General features: G+C 59.6%; 14 protein-coding genes and 1 pseudogene. 2 read left to right on the top strand and 13 right to left on the bottom strand.

The window, feature by feature from the left end; all coding sequences use genetic code 11:
- Positions 1-83: 83 nt before the first annotated feature.
- From PSPTO_RS17855 to PSPTO_RS17805, 11 genes are all read right to left on the bottom strand, one after another.
- Positions 84-1,493: an undecaprenyl-phosphate glucose phosphotransferase gene (locus PSPTO_RS17855; RefSeq protein WP_005771203.1), complete on the bottom strand. Its 1,410-nt coding sequence runs from the start codon at positions 1,491-1,493 to the stop codon at positions 84-86.
- Positions 1,494-1,505: 12 nt separating this feature from the next.
- The gene (locus PSPTO_RS17850; protein WP_011104564.1) at positions 1,506-2,735 is read right to left on the bottom strand and encodes a glycosyltransferase family 4 protein; all 1,230 of its coding nucleotides are present in this window, start codon (positions 2,733-2,735) and stop codon (positions 1,506-1,508) included.
- A gap of 70 nt (positions 2,736-2,805) precedes the next feature.
- Positions 2,806-3,915: a glycosyltransferase family 4 protein gene (locus PSPTO_RS17845; protein ID WP_011104563.1), complete on the bottom strand. Its 1,110-nt coding sequence runs from the start codon at positions 3,913-3,915 to the stop codon at positions 2,806-2,808.
- 75 nt (positions 3,916-3,990) lie between these two features.
- Positions 3,991-5,229, bottom strand: coding sequence for a glycosyltransferase family 4 protein (locus PSPTO_RS17840; protein WP_011104562.1), 1,239 nt, complete (start codon positions 5,227-5,229; stop codon positions 3,991-3,993).
- On the bottom strand, positions 5,226-6,227 hold the full coding sequence (locus PSPTO_RS17835; RefSeq protein WP_011104561.1) for a glycosyltransferase: 1,002 nt from the start codon (positions 6,225-6,227) through the stop codon (positions 5,226-5,228). The genes PSPTO_RS17840 and PSPTO_RS17835 overlap by 4 nt, the downstream gene beginning before the upstream one ends.
- An 88-nt stretch (positions 6,228-6,315) precedes the next feature.
- Positions 6,316-6,828 carry a transcription/translation regulatory transformer protein RfaH gene (gene rfaH / locus PSPTO_RS17830; protein ID WP_005760598.1) on the bottom strand — a complete coding sequence of 171 codons (513 nt, stop codon included), beginning with the start codon at positions 6,826-6,828 and terminating at the stop codon, positions 6,316-6,318.
- A gap of 51 nt (positions 6,829-6,879) precedes the next feature.
- The gene (locus tag PSPTO_RS17825) at positions 6,880-9,141 is read right to left on the bottom strand and encodes a polysaccharide biosynthesis tyrosine autokinase (RefSeq protein ID WP_011104560.1); all 2,262 of its coding nucleotides are present in this window, start codon (positions 9,139-9,141) and stop codon (positions 6,880-6,882) included.
- Complete coding sequence (locus tag PSPTO_RS17820) at positions 9,142-9,609, bottom strand: low molecular weight protein-tyrosine-phosphatase (RefSeq protein WP_011104559.1); 468 nt, start codon at positions 9,607-9,609, stop codon at positions 9,142-9,144.
- Positions 9,599-10,534, bottom strand: coding sequence for a glycosyltransferase family 2 protein (locus PSPTO_RS17815; RefSeq protein WP_010216700.1), 936 nt, complete (start codon positions 10,532-10,534; stop codon positions 9,599-9,601). The genes PSPTO_RS17820 and PSPTO_RS17815 overlap by 11 nt, the downstream gene beginning before the upstream one ends.
- A 3-nt stretch (positions 10,535-10,537) precedes the next feature.
- Complete coding sequence (locus PSPTO_RS17810; RefSeq protein WP_046463565.1) at positions 10,538-12,070, bottom strand: lipopolysaccharide biosynthesis protein; 1,533 nt, start codon at positions 12,068-12,070, stop codon at positions 10,538-10,540.
- Positions 12,058-13,179, bottom strand: a complete 1,122-nt coding sequence (locus tag PSPTO_RS17805; protein ID WP_011104557.1) for a DegT/DnrJ/EryC1/StrS family aminotransferase — start codon at positions 13,177-13,179, stop codon at positions 12,058-12,060. Before PSPTO_RS17805 ends, PSPTO_RS17810 begins: the two co-directional genes overlap by 13 nt.
- A 580-nt stretch (positions 13,180-13,759) precedes the next feature.
- On the opposite strand from PSPTO_RS17805, the gene PSPTO_RS17800 reads away from it, so the two are divergent.
- Positions 13,760-14,941, top strand: a complete 1,182-nt coding sequence (locus PSPTO_RS17800) for a cysteine desulfurase family protein (RefSeq protein WP_011104556.1) — start codon at positions 13,760-13,762, stop codon at positions 14,939-14,941.
- Between the two features lie 57 nt (positions 14,942-14,998).
- On the top strand, positions 14,999-16,807 hold the full coding sequence (locus PSPTO_RS17795; protein WP_011104555.1) for an aminopeptidase P family protein: 1,809 nt from the start codon (positions 14,999-15,001) through the stop codon (positions 16,805-16,807).
- A 25-nt stretch (positions 16,808-16,832) separates the two neighbouring features.
- Here PSPTO_RS17795 and PSPTO_RS17790 read toward each other — a convergent pair whose 3' ends face one another.
- Both PSPTO_RS17790 and rhtA read right to left on the bottom strand, forming a co-directional pair.
- Positions 16,833-17,147: a lipoprotein gene (locus PSPTO_RS17790; protein WP_011104554.1), complete on the bottom strand. Its 315-nt coding sequence runs from the start codon at positions 17,145-17,147 to the stop codon at positions 16,833-16,835.
- Positions 17,148-17,312: 165 nt separating this feature from the next.
- Positions 17,313-18,200 (bottom strand): annotated as a pseudogene (rhtA, locus tag PSPTO_RS17785) (threonine/homoserine exporter RhtA).
- Positions 18,201-18,537 lie beyond the last annotated feature (337 nt).

Raw genomic sequence — 18,537 nt, 5'->3', positions numbered from 1 at the left:
TGCTCCTGTCTTTCTTTGGGGGGCTGTGTAGGCAGTGCTGGGTACGGAGGGGCTCGGCGCGTTCTGCTCAGCCAGCGAATGCGTCAGAAAGCGTTTTTGTTGACGAAACCCTTGAGCAGCGTCAGCAGAATGATTTTCAGGTCCAGCCAGATCGACCAGTGCTCGATGTATTCCAGATCGAATTCGACGCGCATGCGCATCTTGTCCAGCGTGTCGGTTTCGCCACGCCAGCCATTGATTTGTGCCCAGCCGGTGATGCCGGGTTTGACCTTGTGGCGCAACATGTAGCCGCTCACCTGCTTGCGGTACTGTTCGTTGTGCGCAACGGCGTGCGGGCGCGGGCCGACGATGGACATCTCGCCATGCAGCACGTTGAAGAACTGCGGCAGTTCATCCAGCGAGGTGCGCCGCAAGAAAGCCCCCAGCGGCGTCACGCGAATGTCGTTGCGCGTTGCCTGGCGCACGCCTTCGGCCGTGTCCTGCACGATCATGCTGCGAAACTTCCAGACCATGATCGAGCGGCCGTCCAGTCCGTAACGACGCTGACGAAACAGCACCGGGCCCGGCGACGTCAGTTTGATGGCGGTGGCGATCAGCAGCAGTGGCACGGCGATGAGCAGCAGGATCAGACTGGACAGCAGAATGTCTTCGGCGCGTTTGGCCAGGCTCCATGCGCCGTCCATGGGCGAGTCGAAGATGCTGATGCTGGCCAGGCCATTGATGCTCTCGCTGCGGGCATGTAGCAGGTCGAACATGAACACGTCCGGGATCAGGTAAACCGATGCGGTGGTGTCGCTCAGGCCGGTAATCAGCTCGCTCAATTGCGCATCGGCGCTGAAGGCGAGGGTGATGTACACCTTGTCGATCCGGCCTTCCCGGGCGTCCTCGATCAGTTGGTCCAGATCACCCAGCACCGGCAGGCGACGTTTCTCGCCCTGCAGGTTCATCTGTTGTGGATGCGAATCGTAAAAACCCAGCAGGTTCAGCCCCATCCACGGCGCCAGGGAAATGGACCGGGCCAGACGCTCACCCACCTGGCCGGTGCCGACAATCGCGACCCGCCGGGTATTGAAGCCGTGCCGACGCAGTTTATGCAGCGTCAGACGGATCAGCAGCCGATAGCCGCACAGCACCGCAAGAACCAGCACGAACCAGCGCAACTGTCCGTTATCGGGCAGTTGCATCCGGTTGATCAGCAGGTAGTTCAGCGATTGCAGCGTGACGAAGGTCATGGCCCAGTAACTGAAGACTTTGGTCAGCTCGCGCAAAATGCGCTCGCCACGCCATGAGCCATACAACTGGTGATACTCGCTGACCCAGTGAAACACCAGCACCGCAAGGATGATGTGAAACCAGGCTTCGGTGCTGTCGATGGCCGTCAGCCCGGACTGCCAATGTCCGATCAGAACAATGACGGTCAAGTCCAGCAGGCGATGGGCGAGCGACAGCGCTGACTGATGGGCATGCAGGATGCCGCGGACGGAGGTGCGCATTGTGTTGTTCGCTCAGACGGTTTTTATGGGGACAACACGGCCAGGCAGTTCGCTGCTGGCAACCAGCGCCTGTTGAGCGCTCCAGTGCTGTTGAGGCAGGCGCGCGAGATAAACCAACTGCGCAGTGCTCAGGCGGTTTTCGACGAACGCCTTTATCTCCTGCTCGAAGCGCGCGACCGAGAAGCGCTCGGCATTGGATCGACAGGCCTGTGGTGTGATGCGTGATTGCGCGGCTTCGAATTCACCGATGGCGGCGGTCAGCGACTCTACGTTCTGCTGTCGGTAGAGCACGCCGGTCGGGTGCATGTGATCCAGGCCGAGCACCGTCTCCAGCACGCCGCCCTTGCCAAACGCGATCACCGGCGTACCGCAGGCCTGCGCTTCAACCGGGCTGATGCCGAAGTCTTCCTCAGCAGCAAAGACAAAGGCTTTGGCGCTGCGCATGTGTTCCAGCAGGACAGCGGCTGGCTGGAAACCCAGCAGCGTGACATTGGGTGCCAGACGCGCAATGGCCTGCGCCTTGGCGAGGTCCGGCCCGTCACCGATCATGATCAGACGTTTGTCGGGCATGGCAGCGAAGGCTTCGACGATCATCGGCATGCGTTTGTAAGGCACCATGCGCGAGGCGCTGAGATAGAAGTCCTGCCGGGCACCCAGCGGGGTGAAGGCCAGTGTGTCCACGGGCGGGTAGATGACCGTCGAATCCCGGCGATACGCCTTGTTGATGCGCGCACCGATGAACGCCGAATTGGCGATGAATGCATCTACCCCCGCCGCAGTGCGCTGATCCCAGAGGCGCATGTAGTGCAGGACCAGGCGCGCCAGGCTGCTCTTGATTCCCTTGTCCAGCCCGGACTCGCGCAGGTACTGGTGCTGCAAGTCCCAGGCATAGCGGATGGGCGAATTCACATAGCTGATATGCAGTTGGTCCGGGCCGCTGAGCACGCCTTTGGCCACGGCATGGCTGCTGCTGATGATCAGGTCATAGCCGGACAGGTCCAGTTGTTCGATGGCCAGCGGCATCAGCGGCAGGTAGCGAGAATAGTGTTTGCGGGCACCGGGCAGTTTCTGGATGAACGTTGTTCGGGCTACCTTGCCGCGCAGGTGGGCGCGGTCCTGATCGCTGAGAAAGTCGATGACTGAAAACAGATCAGCCTGTGGCCAGACGTTGATCAGCGAAGCAAGCACGCGCTCGGCGCCAGCGTAGCTCACCAGCCAGTCGTGGACGATAGCAATTCTCATGGAAGTTCCTTGCGGTAATGGCCCGCTCTACTGCAGACGCGGCAGTGCGCGTCCTGGCGTTGCTGTTGTTTCAGGGTTTGCCTGGGGACGATTCGGGGGCGACATGGTGTTTGCCTTGCACGGCAGGCTCCAGCAGCGCATCGATACGCTGGGAAAGACGCTGTGCGGAAATCTCCCAGGAAAAGCGCTGCACGTTCTTCAGGCCTTGCCGACGCAATGCCTGACGCAACGGTGCGTCGCTGAGTACGCGATGCATCGCGGCGGCCATATGGCTGACGTCCAGCGGGTCGAAATACAGCGCGCTGGCTTGCAGGACCTCTGGGATCGAGGCAGCATTGGCCGCCAGCACCGGGCAGCCGCACGCCTGGGCTTCCAGCGGCGGAATGCCGAAGCCTTCGTACAGCGAAGGGAAGACAAATGCGCTGGCGCCCTGATACTGCTCGATCAGTTCGGCATCACTGAGCCGACCGAGAAAGCGGATTCGTGGATCGCGACAGGCCAGGCGTTGCAGGTTCGGGTCGGCAAACAGGCTGCTCGCTGCGCCGACGATGTGCAGTTGCAGATCAGCGTGGCCGCGCAGGCTCAGAAAAGCCTGAATCATCCGGTTAAAATTCTTGTGCGCAGCGGGCGAGGACACCGCCAGCAGGTAGTCCGGCTGGTCGCGATGCACCGCACGCGGCGTGAAGTCGTCACTGACCGCAGCCGGCAGGACCAACACCTTGTCTTCGGCGTAGCCGTAGAACGACGCGATTTCTCCGCGAGAGAAACTGCTGCCGGTAATCAGCGTTCTGGCCCGCGACAGCAGAATCGGGGTGATGGTCCGATAAGCCAGCCGGAACAGCCGGGTGTAGCTTTGCGGGTAGCGCACATAGTTGATGTCGTGATGAGTCGCGATCTGATTGGCGTAGAACATCGGCCCGGTATTGCTGATGGACACCAGCAGCGGGTTGCCCTTGCGCTTTAGGTGCAGCGGCAGATCGACCTGTTCCCACAGGTGGCCGGTGGCATGCCCGATGTGTTGCACGTCCAGCGCTTTGGCACAGTCGTGCAACCTGATGTTGCGCGGGGCGACGAAGATCAGGTCGTTGCGTAATCGTTGCAGCGCTCTGCACATCTGTTCTGCATAGCGCTGAACACCGCTGACATCCTGGGTGAGAAACCGCGAATTGATAAAAATCATCTCAAGCATCCTGCTCGTGAGGGTGATTTGGCTGGAATGGGGCTGTCTTGTCAGGCGTTTATGACCGTGAACGCATCAACCGGGGTCCAACTGCACGCGTTCGCCATGCCAGGTGCTGCGGTCCTGCAGCGTCTGGGCAAAAATACTTTCGTACTGGTCCAGCATCAGGTCCAGGTTCAACAGCGAAGCCACGCTGTTGCGTGCCTGGCTGCCCAGGCGTGCCAGCAGTTCGGGTTGCTGGTGCAGCTTGAGCATCGCCAGCCCTAGTGAGTCGGGGTCATCGGGGCTGCACAACAGGCCGTTGAGCTGGTCCTGAATGATTTCCGGCAGCCCGCCCATGCGGCTGGCGATGACCGGGCGGGAATGCGCGCAGGCCTCGACGGCCACCAGGCCGAACGGTTCGTTCCACATCGACGGGACGATGGCCACGTCTATGTGTTGGTAGAAGTCTTCGGGCTTCTGGAAGCCGACGAAACTGATGTCGGGTGAGGTCGCCATGGCCCTGAACCTTTTCTCGTCATTCGATTGGCCGCGACCGGCAATCTGCAAGGTGGCCTTGAATGGCAGGTGCTGGAACTGATTGATCAGCCAGCCGACGCCCTTGTTTTCCGACAGCGTGCCCAAGTAACCGAAGCGCAGCGGTGCCGTATCGTCGGCTGCTTTGGTCTGCCCGGCGTGCGGTGGGGTGAACGGGCTGGCGTTGTGCACCACATAACCGCGCGCGCCCTTGAAATAGCCCTGTGCCTGCAAGGTGTCGAGCATGAATCGGCTGACGCCCACCACGGTACTGACCTGCTCTGACTGTTGCGCATGGTGCTTGCGAAACTGCGTGCACAGCGAGCATTGACGCTGGCAACTTTGACCCTTCTTGAACATGGTACTGCTCGGACATAGCAGGTAAAGGTCGTGCAGGACCTGAACGACAGGGCGGTTGGCGCGGGTGATCTCGTCCCATGCCGACACCGACCAGCCCGTCAGGTTGTGGCACACCACCAGCTCTGGCTGTTCCAGTTCAATCACCTGGCGTACGTAATCGCGCATGCCGCCGTTGTAGCGATCGCGCCAGTGCCAGGCAAACCGTGCCAGACGTTCCGGACGCTGGGGCATGAAGTGCCAGTATTGGTTGAGCAGACCGGCCCGATAGACCTTGACCCGATTGACCTCTGCCAACTGCAGGCCTGGCCGATCGGTCGTCGCCAGCACCGCGATGCTGTAGCCACGTTGCTGCAAGCCTTCAACGGTGCGCTGCAGAATGATCTCTGCACCGCCGCCGATGTCGGGTGCGTAAAGGCTGCTGATGAACAGGATTTTCATAGCGGGTAAGCCTTGTGCAGGCCCAGCACGCGGGCTTCGCCCTCACGAATGGCGTTGTTGAGCAATCGCAGTCGCGGTCCGGCGTCGCAGCGCCATGCATACAGCCGCAACAGGCAGAAAAAAACCAGGCGATTGAACCGGTAGCTCAGCGTCGAACGTGCCCAGACGTGTTTGTCGAACCAGGCCTGATTGCGCGCCGCGTAAAAGGCGCGCAGGTCCGAGCCGCCCAACAGATAACTTTCATAGACATTGCGGCTGCGCGCCTTGATGTTCCATGAGTCTTCCAGATCGTCCAGTGGCGCTCCGGTCACCAGAAATATCTTTGCGCCACCGTCGGTGATGCGCCAGGTGTATTCGGTGTCATCGGCGTACAGCTTGAGGGCATACAGCGGCAGGCCGATTTTTCGGTACAGGCTGCAATGGGCCAGCAACCCGCCATAGGTTGCGAAAGGCAGCTGGACCATTTCCGGCATGGGCGGGTTGGCCTGGGGTTGTCCCCAGGGCAGGCGTCGCCAGATTTTGTAAGGCAACTGGGCGATGTGAAAGCCGAAAAAGCTCGATCGACGCTGAATCGCGTAACGCAGCGGGACACCCGCAGCGATGTCGGCTTGATGACTGGGGCGAAAACCGAGCACCGCAGTGCTGCCTTCACCGTCAATCTGCTCCCGTTTGTGCAAGGCTTGATGCAGCACCTCGATGGCATTGTGGGCCGGTGCGTTGTCATCGTCCATCAGCCAGATGTACTCGGCGCCAGCTTGCAGCGCAGCGTCTATGCCTGTCGCGTAGCCATTGGCCGAGCCGGTGTTGTCGGGCAGCCAGATTACTTGAACCTGCCCGGGCCACTCGTCGCACAGCGCCTGTAACGGCGCGACAGAAGCGTTGCTGACAATGATGACGCGGCTGATCAGCGGACTGTCGAGCGAGCGGCTGATCAATGTGTGCAGATAGTCGAAACGGTCACCATAGGTGAGCGTCACCAGGGTGGTCTGGCGGGGCATTGTGCGCTTCCGATGCGAGTGAAACGGGCCGCCGGTGCAGGATGTCGGTCATGCGTCGGCGGGCAGGTTGCTGCTGATGCTGCAAGCCTTACGCAGTGGCCTCGATGCGCGACAGGCTGCTGATGGGCAGCACCACTTTCTGCTGGCGTTGCAACATGTTGAGCAGAATCACGGCGCGCTCGGTGCCGTCGGTGGTCAGGAAAATGGCCTCCACGTCACACCAACTGCCGGTGGTAATCATGACCTGATCTCCCTGAGTGAAACGCAGGGCGGGCGCGGGCGTGCAGAGGCGTTGGCGAATCTGCTCGATCAGGTGGTCGCGAACCGGCACCGGATGACCGCCAAAGGTCACGATGCGTGAAACGCCACGGGTGGAGCGGATCGGATACCAGTTGTCGTGCACCTGATCCATGTGAATGAACAGATAGCCGGGGAACAGCGCCTCTTCGACCTGGGCCTTGGCAGCGATTTTTTTTGCCGCGGCCCGCAGGGGGCGGAAACATTCGAAGTCCTGGCGTCGCAAATGCTCTTCGGCACGGGCTTCCTGGCGCGGTTTGGTCTGGATCAGATACCAGCGAGCATCCTGGTCGGAGAGGTACATGGTTAATTCCTTTTAAATGAAACAGCTCAAGGGGTAGCGGGTGCTGGCGTACTACCGGGGCGCAGGGTGGTAGTTGTAGCCGTAGGCGGCGCAGTCGTAGTCGGACGTCGTGGCCTTGCGTACCACCGCGTTGAAAATGGCGCCCTTGATCAGAATGCCGTTCTGGCCCAGGCGGCGCTTGCAGGCTTCGATTTCCTTGACGGTGGTCATGCCGAAACGCGCGACCAGCAGGCAAGTGCCTGCCTGACGTCCCACCAGCGTGGCGTCGGTCACGGCAAGGATGGGTGGCGTGTCGACCAGAATCAGGTCATAGAGCGGCGACAGTTCGGCCAGCATCTTGTGGAAGTTGTCATGCATCAGCAGCTCCGAGGGGTTGGGTGCCGCGAAACCGCAGGAGATGAAGTCCAGGTGGCGAATCCGTGTCGGATTGATGACCTCGGTACAGCGCAAGCGCGCGGCCAGCGTGTCGGACAGACCGTGCTTGGGTTGCAGGCCGAAAAGGCGATGCAGGTAGCCCTTGCGCATGTCAGCATCGATGAGCAACACACGCTTGCCGGTCTGCGCAATGATCGCGGCCAGATTGCTCGACACGAACGATTTGCCGGCGCCTGGCGTGGGGCTCGAGATCATCAGCACATTGTTACGCGCCTCAAGCATGGCGAAATGCAGGCTGGTGCGCAGGCTGCGCAACGATTCGATAGCCAGCTCGCTGGGGGCGGCAATGCTCAGCAGTCTCGACACTTGCACGCTCTGGCTGTCTTTGCCATGGCGCTCCTCGCCGGGCATGTTCTTGCCCTGCGTGTTTTTGCCGCGCTTCTCCAGACGTTCCTGCTGACGCGAGTAGGGCAGCGATGCGTAAACCGGCATGCCGAGATTTTCGATGACCTCGGCGCTTTCAACCCCGCGATAGAACGCCTGGCGCACGAAAATGATGACCGTCGCGGCCAGTGCACCCAGCAACGTGGCAATCAGCACAATCAGGGTCTTCATCGGTTTGACGGGCTTTTCGATGTTGCTGTCGGCGTTGTCGATGACCCGCACGTTACCGATGTTGCCCGCCCGCAGAATGTCCTGCTCCTGGCTCTTGTTGAGCATCAGCGTGTAAGTCTGGCTGGTGACCTGCATGTCGCGGGTCAGGCGCAGCAGTTCCTGCTGGGTCATGGGCAGTGTTTCGATCTTTTTCAGCAGGCCCTGTTTCTGTTGTTCCAGCTGGTTTATCTGGCTCATCAGGCTGCGATAGGTCGGGTGCTCGCGGGTATACAACCGCTCAAGCTCGACGCGCTTGAGTTTCAGCTCGGACAGCATCGAGTCCAGATGCACCACCTGGTCCAGCAAACCTTTGGTTTCGATGCTCAGGTCCACCGATCGGGCGCTGGTCTGGAAGGCGTTCAGCGCCGCTTCCGATTCTTCCAGCTGCTTGCGCACCGCCGGTAACTGCGAGCGCAGAAATTGCAAGCGCTGGGCGGCTTCCGCAGAGCTGCGCTCGACGTTCTGACGTACGTACAAACGGCTGATCTGATCCAGAATCCGGTTGGCCCGTTGCGCATCCTGGTCTTCGATGGACAGGTAGATGATGCCGGAGTCTCTGCCTGCCTCAGCAATCTTCAAGCGATTCTGATAAACCAGCGCGGTGCCGAGCGTGCGTTGTCTGGACACCGTGAAATCCGTGCCGGGGCGTGCCAGCAGTGCAGCTATCTGAATCTTTACCCCGTTGCCCTCGATAACGCGATTGACGGCGCCGCCCAGCAATCGATTGTGGTCGCTGTCGTAAAGCGCGAACTGGCCTGGCTTGCCGGCGGTCAGGGTGAGCTTTTCACCCAGCAGGTGTTCCGGCACTTCCAGTTGAAAGACCTCGATCTTTTCGCCGCCCCACGCGTAGTGCGACAGGCCCCACAACGGCTCGGCCAGTGCACCGTCCTGCGGCGGTGCAAACGTGCGATACAGATAAGGGCCGATCACCGGGAACAGATCGGGCTTTTGCAGCACATTGAGCTGCAGGTCGTCGACCACTTTGCCCAGCAGCGCGCGTGACTTGATCAGCTCGATTTCGGTGGTTGCCTGGGACACTGACAACGGTTTGCCGCTGACCTCCGGGGTGCCTTCGATGCCGATTTTTCTCGGCTCTATCTGGATCATGGCGTTGGCCTGATACACCGGCGTACTGAGAACGGCGTAGGCCAGGCCAATCAGAAAAAACAGGCCGACGGTCCACAGGATCAAGGCTTTTTGATCGAACAGGATCCGCAGTACAGTGGCCAGGTCGATTCGTGCGTCCTGGTAGTAATCCAGGGTAGGACGGCTCATGACGGTCATTTATCGTGTTGCTCCTGCCTGGAAATGAGGAAGCCAGTCGTCGATACAGCGCGAAAGCTGCGCGTAGGTCTGTTCAAAGGCTGATGTGGGTAGCCGATAGGGGTCGGCTATGTCGAGCCGGTGTTGCCATTTACCCATCAGGAAGGTCCTGCCGCGTACTTCCGGCGCACGTTTGAGAACGTCATGAACATGCGCCTGCTCCATCAGCAGGATCAGGTCTGCCTGATGCAGCAGTTCGCGGGTCATCTGCTGCGCTGTATGGTCTTGCGGGTGTACCTGATGGGATTGCAGAACGGCCTGTGCTGTGGGGTCGCTGGGCGAGCCCGACAACGCTGCAATACCCGCCGACTGAATATGCATCTGTGTTGCCCCAAGGTTTGTCGCCGCCAGGCGCTGACAGATCATCGCGACGGCCATCGGGCTGCGGCAGATGTTGCCGACGCAGAGCACCAACACATTACTGAACATGAGCTTTGCCGGTTGTCGGCAACAAACGCCTGCCGAGGTTGACAACCACGTTGCTCGCCACTTGCCACAGCGTCTGCAGTTTGTGCGACGGGGTGAGCGCCGCCAGCGAAAGGCACACGGTCTGCATCAGGAAATACTCGTACAGCGCCTGATTGCCTTGCAGGTTGTAGTAGTTGGCCAGGCTTGAGCAGGTTTGCAGGTTCATGTGCAACTTGCGCTTGTCGCTGCGCATGGAGAACACCCCGCCCGCATGCAGCCGATAGGCGGCCGGCTTGATGTCGGCCATGAACTTGCCCTTGCCGTGCGCGCCCAGCAACGACCACCAGCACATGTCGTTCAACGGCGCGACGCGGATGTTCAGCTCCGGCGGCATCGTGCTGAACACATTGCGAAAGCAGGTTGTCAGGGTCGACAGGCGACGTGCCTGCTGCAACTCCAGCGCCGTGGCGTCGGCGCGCAGGTGGCCTTGCAACTGCACGCCATACTCACCGTTTTCGTCGAAGGCGACGGCGTCGTGGTAGGTAATGACGTAATCGGGATGGCTCTCGAGAAAGTCCACTTGCAGCTGCAGCTTGCGCGGGTCGGTCCAGTAATCGTCGGCTTCGCAGTAGGCGATGTAACGACCGCGCGCTTCGGCAAACAGGTCGGGAACGCAGGGCAAGCCCTGGCTGTACTGATTGACCTGTTGGTAGAAGGCCCGAATGATGGTCGGATGCCGCTCGGCGTACTGCGCGATGATGCGCGCGGTGCCGTCTGTGGAGGCGTCGTCGTTGATCAGGATTTCGTAGTTGAAGCGGGTTTGCTGTGACAGAAAGCCGTCCAGCGCCTGGGCAACGAAAGCTTCCTGGTTATAGGCCGGGCAGATGATGCTCAGCAACGGCGGCGTCTGACAGGTCGTGTCGGTGTTTTTTGTGATGATGGGCATGGCTCAGGTACTCGTTCTGCTGAACAAAACATAGATTTTCGATGCCAGCGGTTTGTGGCTTGCCGCTACCAGCGTCAGGGTGATCAGCCCGCTGGCGGCCAGCGCCATAAACAGGCTGCTGCGGCTCTGACCGGCAATCAGGTCAAAGACCGGTGTGCTGATCGCCAGCCCCAGTGCGGTCATTGCGCTGATGCGCAGCATGTCGCTCAGCCATGCCCGATGGATGCCGGGTACCAGGCGCTGATGCACGATGGCCGGCCAGATGGCGAACGATGTTGCACGCAGGAAAAACCACGCCAGCGCCGCGCCGTGCACGCCCTGCCAATGAATCGCCAGGCACATCACGGGCACGCTGATCAGCGTCGAGATCACGCTGTACCAGAGGTGCAGGTGCATGCGGCCGTAGGTGTATTGCAGGTAGAACTGAAAGGCGCTGGCCGCCATGATCGCGCTGCCCAGTGCATACCAGCCCAGCACCGGGCCGCTCCAGCTCGCGGCGGCCTGGTCCCCTGTCCAAGCGAAGATCAGCGGTTCGGCTTGCAGGGCAATGAGCGCCGCCAAAGGAAACAGGCAGGTACAAACAAGCCGGTTGGCCGCCAAAAACAACGCGTGCATCTCGTCGCGATGCCCCTCGGCCATCAGCACCGTCAGGCGTGGCAGCAGCGTCTGAACCAGCGGGTTGGTCAGCATCATGATGCCGGCGGCAATCAACGCCACCAGGGAAAAATAGCCGTACTGGTCCAGCGGCAAGAGACGGGACAGCAGCACTTTGTCCAGTTGGGTCAGCACGATCCACAGCACTGCGCTCAGCGACAGGCTGGCGGCAAAGGGCAGGATCGGTTTGAGCAAGGGCCAGTCCAGCCCGCTCATCCAGTGCGGGGCGGGCATCTGCCGGTGGGCTTTGCCGGCGAACAGCAGGGTTTCGATCAGCCCGACCGCCACCTGAAATTCAAAGAAGTCCCGCGGGTCCCGGGAAAACTGACTGACCAGCACTAAACCGCCGAAATAGCGCAACGTGGCGATCGATACATTGGCAGCATTGAGCCAGGCATGCTGTTCAAGGCCTTGAATGCCACTTTTGTACAGCGTCGAATACAGACGCAGGGCAATGATGACGCCCATCAGCGCGATGCAATGGGTCAGTGTTTCAGGTTGCAGGGTATTGGCATTGAGCCAGTGGGTCGCAATCCAGGCGCTGGCAGCGACAATGAGCACGCCACTGAGCACTGCCAACGGCAGAAATATCAGCTCGAACGAGCGCAACAGCCGCCCCAGGCTCTGTTCACCTGCCGGCAGGCTCTGTTGCTGGGCCACTGCGCGAACCAGGCTGGGAGACAGCCCTGCATCCAGCAGTTGCAGCCAGGCTTGCAGCAGGGTGAAGAAGCCGATCAGCCCGTAGGCCTCGGCACCCAGATGGCCCAGATAAAACGGCATGATCAGAATCCCGATCAGCAGCACGTAGGCCTGCCCGCTGTAGTTCAGAACGGTATTGCGAATCACCGAGTGTCTGTTTTGCATGACCATCAGCCGACCCATGCAATGGCATCGGCCTGCTGGCTTGCGTCGCTCAGGCTGCAGGTTTCGATCAGCGTACGGATGACCAGGGCCTGGTCGGCTTTCTGCAGGCCGGGGTAGATCGGCAGGCACAGCACTCGCTCGCTCAGCGCGCGTGACACCGGTTGGACGGGCTGCGGTTGCAGATACTCCAGCGTGTCCAGCGACGGGTAAAAGTACCGACGCGGGTTGATATTGCGCAGATTCAGTGCCGTGCGCACCTGCAGCAATTGCTGCTCATCGCGCAGCGCCACCGGGTAATAGCTGTTATTGAGCTGGCTGTCGGTCTCGGGTTGTTGCAGGTCCAGGTAGTCTTTGAGCGACGACGTGTAACGGTGCGCAATCTCTGCGCGCTCTTCAAGAATGTTGCTGATGTTGTCCAGAATGCACAGCCCCATGGCTGCGGAGAATTCGTTGAGCTTGGCGTTGATGCCGATACCGTCGATGCGGTCGACCCCGGAAATACCGAAGTTGCACAGCAGATGAGCGCGCCTGGCCAGTTCGTCATCGTGGGTGATGATCGCACCGCCTTCAATGGTGTGAAACAGCTTGGTCGCGTGAAAGCTCAGGGTGCTGATATCGCCATGATTGAGCACAGACTGGCCCGCGTGGCGCACGCCGAATGCGTGTGCGCCGTCATAGACGACCTTGAGTGTGTGTTCACGGGCGATCTGTTCGATGGCTTCCACGGCGCAAGGGTTGCCAAACACATGGGTCGCCACGATTGCACTCGTGTCCTCGGCGATGCTGTTTTTGATGTGCTGCGGCGAGATGTTCCAGGTGGCCGGGTCTATGTCGGCAAAGATCGGCCGAATACCTTCCCATTTCAGCGAGCTGCTGGTCGCGACAAAGCTGAACGGTGTTGTCACGGCGCTGCCACTCAGGCCCAGTGCGCGGTAGGCCACTTGCAGGGCCAGCGTGCCGTTGTTGGTCAGAATGATATGCCTGACCCCCAGGTAGTCCTTGAGCCGCTCCGTCAGTTCCTTGGCCAGCGGGCCGTGATTGGTCAGCCAGCCGCGCGCATAAATGCCTTCGACATAGCGCTTGAACTGCTCGATATCACCCAGATAAGTCTTGGTCACGTTAATCATCGAAGCCTCCCTGTTTCTCTGAGTCTGTTTCTCTGAGCCAAGCCGTGGCTGACGGCCGGGCACGCTACCGCCACACCGAATGCATTCAGTACTTTCAAGGGTTTTAAGGAGTCAACAGACATCCGCCAGCACTCGATGAGCACCGTGGAAATAACTGATATTGCGGGACAGAACTGCAGCCAACTTCGACTTGATTACCCGACGCCTTGCTCTGTGGCATTGACGTGAAACCGGGATGCGTCTGGCAGTCCTATATATCGTTGGCGGCAGTGAATCTGTCAAATTATTTCGTCAGCTTTCTGTTAATTTTTTGATAACCGGTATTCGTGGTGAGTTAACTGATTGATTCACAAGAGTGTCAAAAAAATATCACCCACGGGCTGTATTTAAATGGCGCTTCGCCAGCGGGCAGGCAGAACGCTGGACGTCAACGCATCGACCGGGTCAGATGGGTAGGAGGCAACAACGTACGTGGCCCTGCATATGCCTTTAAGATATATATAAATTCTAATTGATAATTTTTAGTTCTATAAGATTTAGTGCATGATCGCGCTCATGGTCTGCAAGCGGAGGAACGCGCATGAATGAGCCAGTGCTGTATTTTGATTACGCGGCTACCACGCCCGTGGACGAGCGAGTCATCAAGGTGATGGTCGAGTGCCTGGGTGCATCGGGTAATTTCGGCAACCCGGCATCCAGCTCCCATTCATTTGGGCAAAACGCTCGCCGCGCGGTCGAGCATGCTCGTGAGCAGGTTGCAGGTCTGGTAGGCGCTCAGGCTTCGCAGATCATCTGGACGTCCGGCGCGACCGAATCCAGCAACCTGGCGCTCAAGGGCGTGGCTCAGGAACGCGCAAAAAGACTCGCAAGCCTGCCCGGTCATATCATTACCAGTCAGATCGAACACAAGGCTACCCTCGATACTGCCCGGCAGCTCGAGGAGCAAGGCGTCGAGGTCACCTGGCTGGCGCCGGACAGCGATGGCCTGATCACTGCCGATGCGGTCAGCGCCGCGTTGCGCGATGACACGTTTCTGGTCTCGCTGATGCTGGTCAACAACGAGTTGGGCACGGTCAACAATATTGCTGAAATCGGCAGGCGCGTGCGCGGTCATGGCGCGCTGTTGCACGTTGATGCGGCGCAGGGTGCTGGCAAGTTGCCGATTGATCTGAGTCGGCTGGCGGTAGACCTGATGTCGTTCTCGGCACACAAGATCTACGGCCCCAAGGGCATTGGTGCTTTGTACGTTGGCCCGCGTGCACAACAGCGGGTTCTGGCCCAGATTCACGGGGGCGGCCACGAATGCGGCTTGCGTTCAGGCACGTTGGCGACGCATCAGATCGCTGGAATGGGCGCGGCCTTCGCCCTTGCGGCCGACGTGCTCGACGCTGAAGTTCTTGAAACAGAACGGCTGAATCGTCTTCTGCGCGAACGGTTGGCAGGGATTGCGGGGTTGTGTATCAACGGCAGTCCGACGCAGCGGATTGCCCACACGCTCAGCTTTACGTTCGGCAACAATGATCTGGACCTCCCCGCGCTAGGCAAAACACTCGCATTTTCTTCCACTTCCGCCTGCAACTCGGCGAAGAATGTGCCTTCACATGTCCTGCTGGCGTTGGGCCTGAGCCCGCAGGCTGCCAGCCAGACCATCCGCTTGAGCCTGGGGCGCTTCACTCGCGAACAGGATATCGAGCGTGCCGCCGAGTCTATCCGCGCCTGCCTGATTCAGCCGGCATTCTGGGCGGTTGCTCAGTCTCGATGAGTGCTCCATTATCTGAACCGGTAAAAGCAGTCAATTCCCGGGTCAGCAGGAGAGTCAATGAGCACGCAATCCAACGCCAGTTCAGAAGTGGCCGTACGCTTGGCGCGCACACGCGCCTTGATGAGCAGGGAGCGCATCGATGCCTATCTGGTGCCGTCGGCGGATCCGCATCTCTCCGAGTATCTGCCTGGCTATTGGCAGGGTCGTCAATGGCTGTCAGGTTTTCACGGGTCGGTCGGTACACTGATCATCACCCAGAAGTTTGCAGGCGTATGGGCGGACAGCCGCTATTGGGAGCAGGCAACCAAGGAGCTTGCCGGCAGCGGTATCGAACTGGTCAAGCTGATGCCTGGCCAGCAAGGCCCGCTGGAGTGGCTGGCTGATCAGGCCACCGCTGAAACGGTGGTGGCGGTCGATGGCGCGGTTCTGGCGGTTGCTTCTTCACGCACGCTGGCCAGCAAGCTCTATGAGCGGGGCGCGCGTTTGCGCACTGACATCGACCTGCTTATCGAACTGTGGCCGGACCGTCCTGCCTTGCCGACTCAACCGATCTACGAACATCTGCCTCCGCAGGCTTCGCTTGATCGTGGCGAAAAACTCACTCGCGTTCGTCACTCCATGGGCGAGCGCAACGCGGACTGGCATTTTATCGCGACGCTGGATGATATTGCCTGGCTGTTCAATCTGCGCGGCGCGGACGTTTCCTACAATCCGGTGTTCATATCGTTTGCCCTGATCGGCCCGCACAGCGTCACGTTGTTTGTGGACGCGAAGAAAGTCCCGGGTGATGTAAGGGCCAGCCTTGAGCGCGACGGTATCAATCTCATGGAGTACACCCAGATCGGCGCGGCGCTGCGTGAGTTGCCGAAAGACGCGCGGCTGCTGGTCGATCCGGCTCGTGTGACCTGTGGGCTGCTCGATTATCTGGACAGTGAAGTCACCCTGGTCGAGGGATTGAACCCGAGCACATTGCTGAAATCGCAAAAGACCGAGATTGATGCCGGTCATATCCGTCAGGCTATGGAGCAGGATGGCGCAGCGTTGTGCGAATTCTTTGCCTGGCTGGACAGCGCGCTGGGGCAAGAGCCTGTCAGCGAAGTAACGGTTGACGAAAAACTCACCCAGGCACGGGAACGTCGCCCCGGCTACATGTCGCCCAGCTTCGCCACTATCGCCGGCTTCAATGCCAACGGGGCCATGCCGCACTACCGCGCGACCGAAGCAGAACATGCGCAGATCGAGGGTGACGGGTTATTGCTGATCGACTCGGGTGGGCAGTACCTGGGCGGCACCACCGATATCACCCGCATGGTGGCGATAGGCACGCCAAGCACCGAGCAGAAGCAGGACTGCGCCAGGGTTCTCAAGGGTGTGATCGCGCTGTCGCGTACTCATTTTCCAAAGGGGATCTTGTCGCCGCTGCTGGATGCCATTGCCCGCGCGCCGATCTGGAGCGACGGCGTCAACTATGGACATGGCACCGGGCACGGTGTGGGGTATTTCCTGAATGTGCATGAAGGGCCGCAGGTCATCGCCTATCAGGCACCGGCGACGCCACAGACGGCGATGCTGCCTGGCATGATCACGTCCATAGAACCAGGTACCTACCGGCCCGGGCGCTGGGGCGTGCGTATCGAAAACCTGGTGATCAACCAGCCAGCCGGTGCAACCGAGTTCGGCGAGTTTCTGCGCTTTGAAACCCTGACCCTGTGCCCGATCGATACCCGCTGCATTGAGGTCTCGATGCTCAACGAAGAAGAGCGCAACTGGCTGAATGACTACCACGCAAATGTGCTGGCACGGCTGAGCCCGCTGTTGCAGGGGGCTGCACTGCAATGGTTGCAGGCCCGGACAACGGCCATCTGATAAAGACCCTTCGGTTGCTGCGGGATCAGTCCTGCGGCAATGGATCGGCCAGCGGTGTGCCTTTCTTGCAGACAATGATCATGCTGCGGCTGGTGTAGCCGGCAGGGTTAAGGCCGAACGGATAGTCTTCCGGCTCTTCGGTGGCATCACTGGACTTGGCAATGATCTTGAAGGTCTTTGAAGTACAGGCATTGGTCGCCAGCTCATAACATTTGGCCCAGGAGGATGAGAGCCCCGAGCAATTGATGTGAATGCCGCGCTTGCCTTGCTTGACCGGTTTGGAGGTGGCTGCACAACCTGCCACAGCGAAAATGGCCAATGCGATAAAAATGTATTTCATTCCTTTCCTTAGCGGGCCATTACTGATCGCGGTCCATCTGACTGGCTGGAGTATCGATCGGTAAAGCGGTAACGCAAAATCTCTAAAATGGATCAGTCAGGTGTAAACATGGCGCATGCGTGAGACAAATACTAGTGCCATATCGTTTCCTGACATCCGCTGCATTCAGTCTGCGGGCACCAATTGTGGTTTGGCGTTGGCAGAGCTGAGGGTTGCGCCAATCGAGGCGAAGATGATTGCGCCGATGGCCAGCCACTGGGTCAGTGATAGGTTTTCGTGAAGAAACACCAGTCCTGAGAGTGCGGCGAAGACCGGTTCCAGGCTTGCCAGTGTGCCGAACGTGCGCGCTGACATGCGGGTCAGGGCGACCATTTCCAGGCTGTAGGGCAGGGCGGTAGACAGGATGGCCACGCCGATTGCTGCCGGTATCAATGAAATGTCCAGCAGCGCAGCGCCGGCGTGCACGACCCCGATGGGGGCGATGAAGATTGCGGCAATCATCACGCCCAGTGCGGCGGTCTGCACGCCGTTGTCGGCACCTGCCTTTTGCCCGAACACTATGTAAGCAGCCCAGCACACACCTGCGCCCAGGGCTTAGCCCGCACCGGCCAGGTCAATGGCGGCGTCCGAGTGCCTCAGGGGTATCAACAGCAACAGGCCGATGACAGCCATCGTGACCCAGAGAAAATCGATCGGCTTGCGTGAAGAGAGCAGCGCGACAGCCAATGGGCCGGTGAACTCCAGTGCCACGGCAATTCCCAGCGGTACAGTCTGCAGGGACATATAAAAGAGGAAGTTCATACTGCCCAGCGCAATGCCGTAGATCACCACCGTGCGCAGCGACCTGGCAGTCAGCCTCGCGCGCCACGGGCGGAGTATGACCAGCAGAATGAGACTTGCGAACACCAGCCTTAGAGTGGTGGTGCCTTGCGCGCCTACGACAGGGAACAGGCTCTTCGCCAATGATGCACCGCTCTGGATGCTGATCATGGCGATGATCAGCAGGCCCAGCGGGAACAGGGCAGACGCAAGCGTGTGGGGTTTATCAGACATTTCGGTGGTGCGTCCTGACGTAAGCGGGGATATGGGTATCCAGTACATGATGGAGAATAATCGAGTTATGGGCAATATATTGCGCAATCCAGGAGTGTTCTTCTATATAGGTAATCGCGAAACGTGGAATAACAGGGTTTTGGAAAATAACGGTTGACGCGCTCTGTGATGTGTCTATAATTCGCCCCACTTCCGGCGCAGACGGAAACGAAAAAGCCTTGTAGATCAATAGTTTACAAGGGTTTAACGAAGAGGGTCAGCGAGGAAGGAGGTCGGGTCTGGATTGATCGACAGCGGTGAGAAAAAAGAGTTTGACACGCGGTTGTAACGCTGTAGA

The organism is Pseudomonas syringae pv. tomato str. DC3000, assembly GCF_000007805.1.
In the GTDB taxonomy this organism is placed as follows: domain Bacteria; phylum Pseudomonadota; class Gammaproteobacteria; order Pseudomonadales; family Pseudomonadaceae; genus Aquipseudomonas; species Aquipseudomonas avellanae.
The sequence above is the reverse complement of the archived record's forward strand: the minus strand, read 5'-3'. Positions and strand labels throughout refer to the sequence as shown.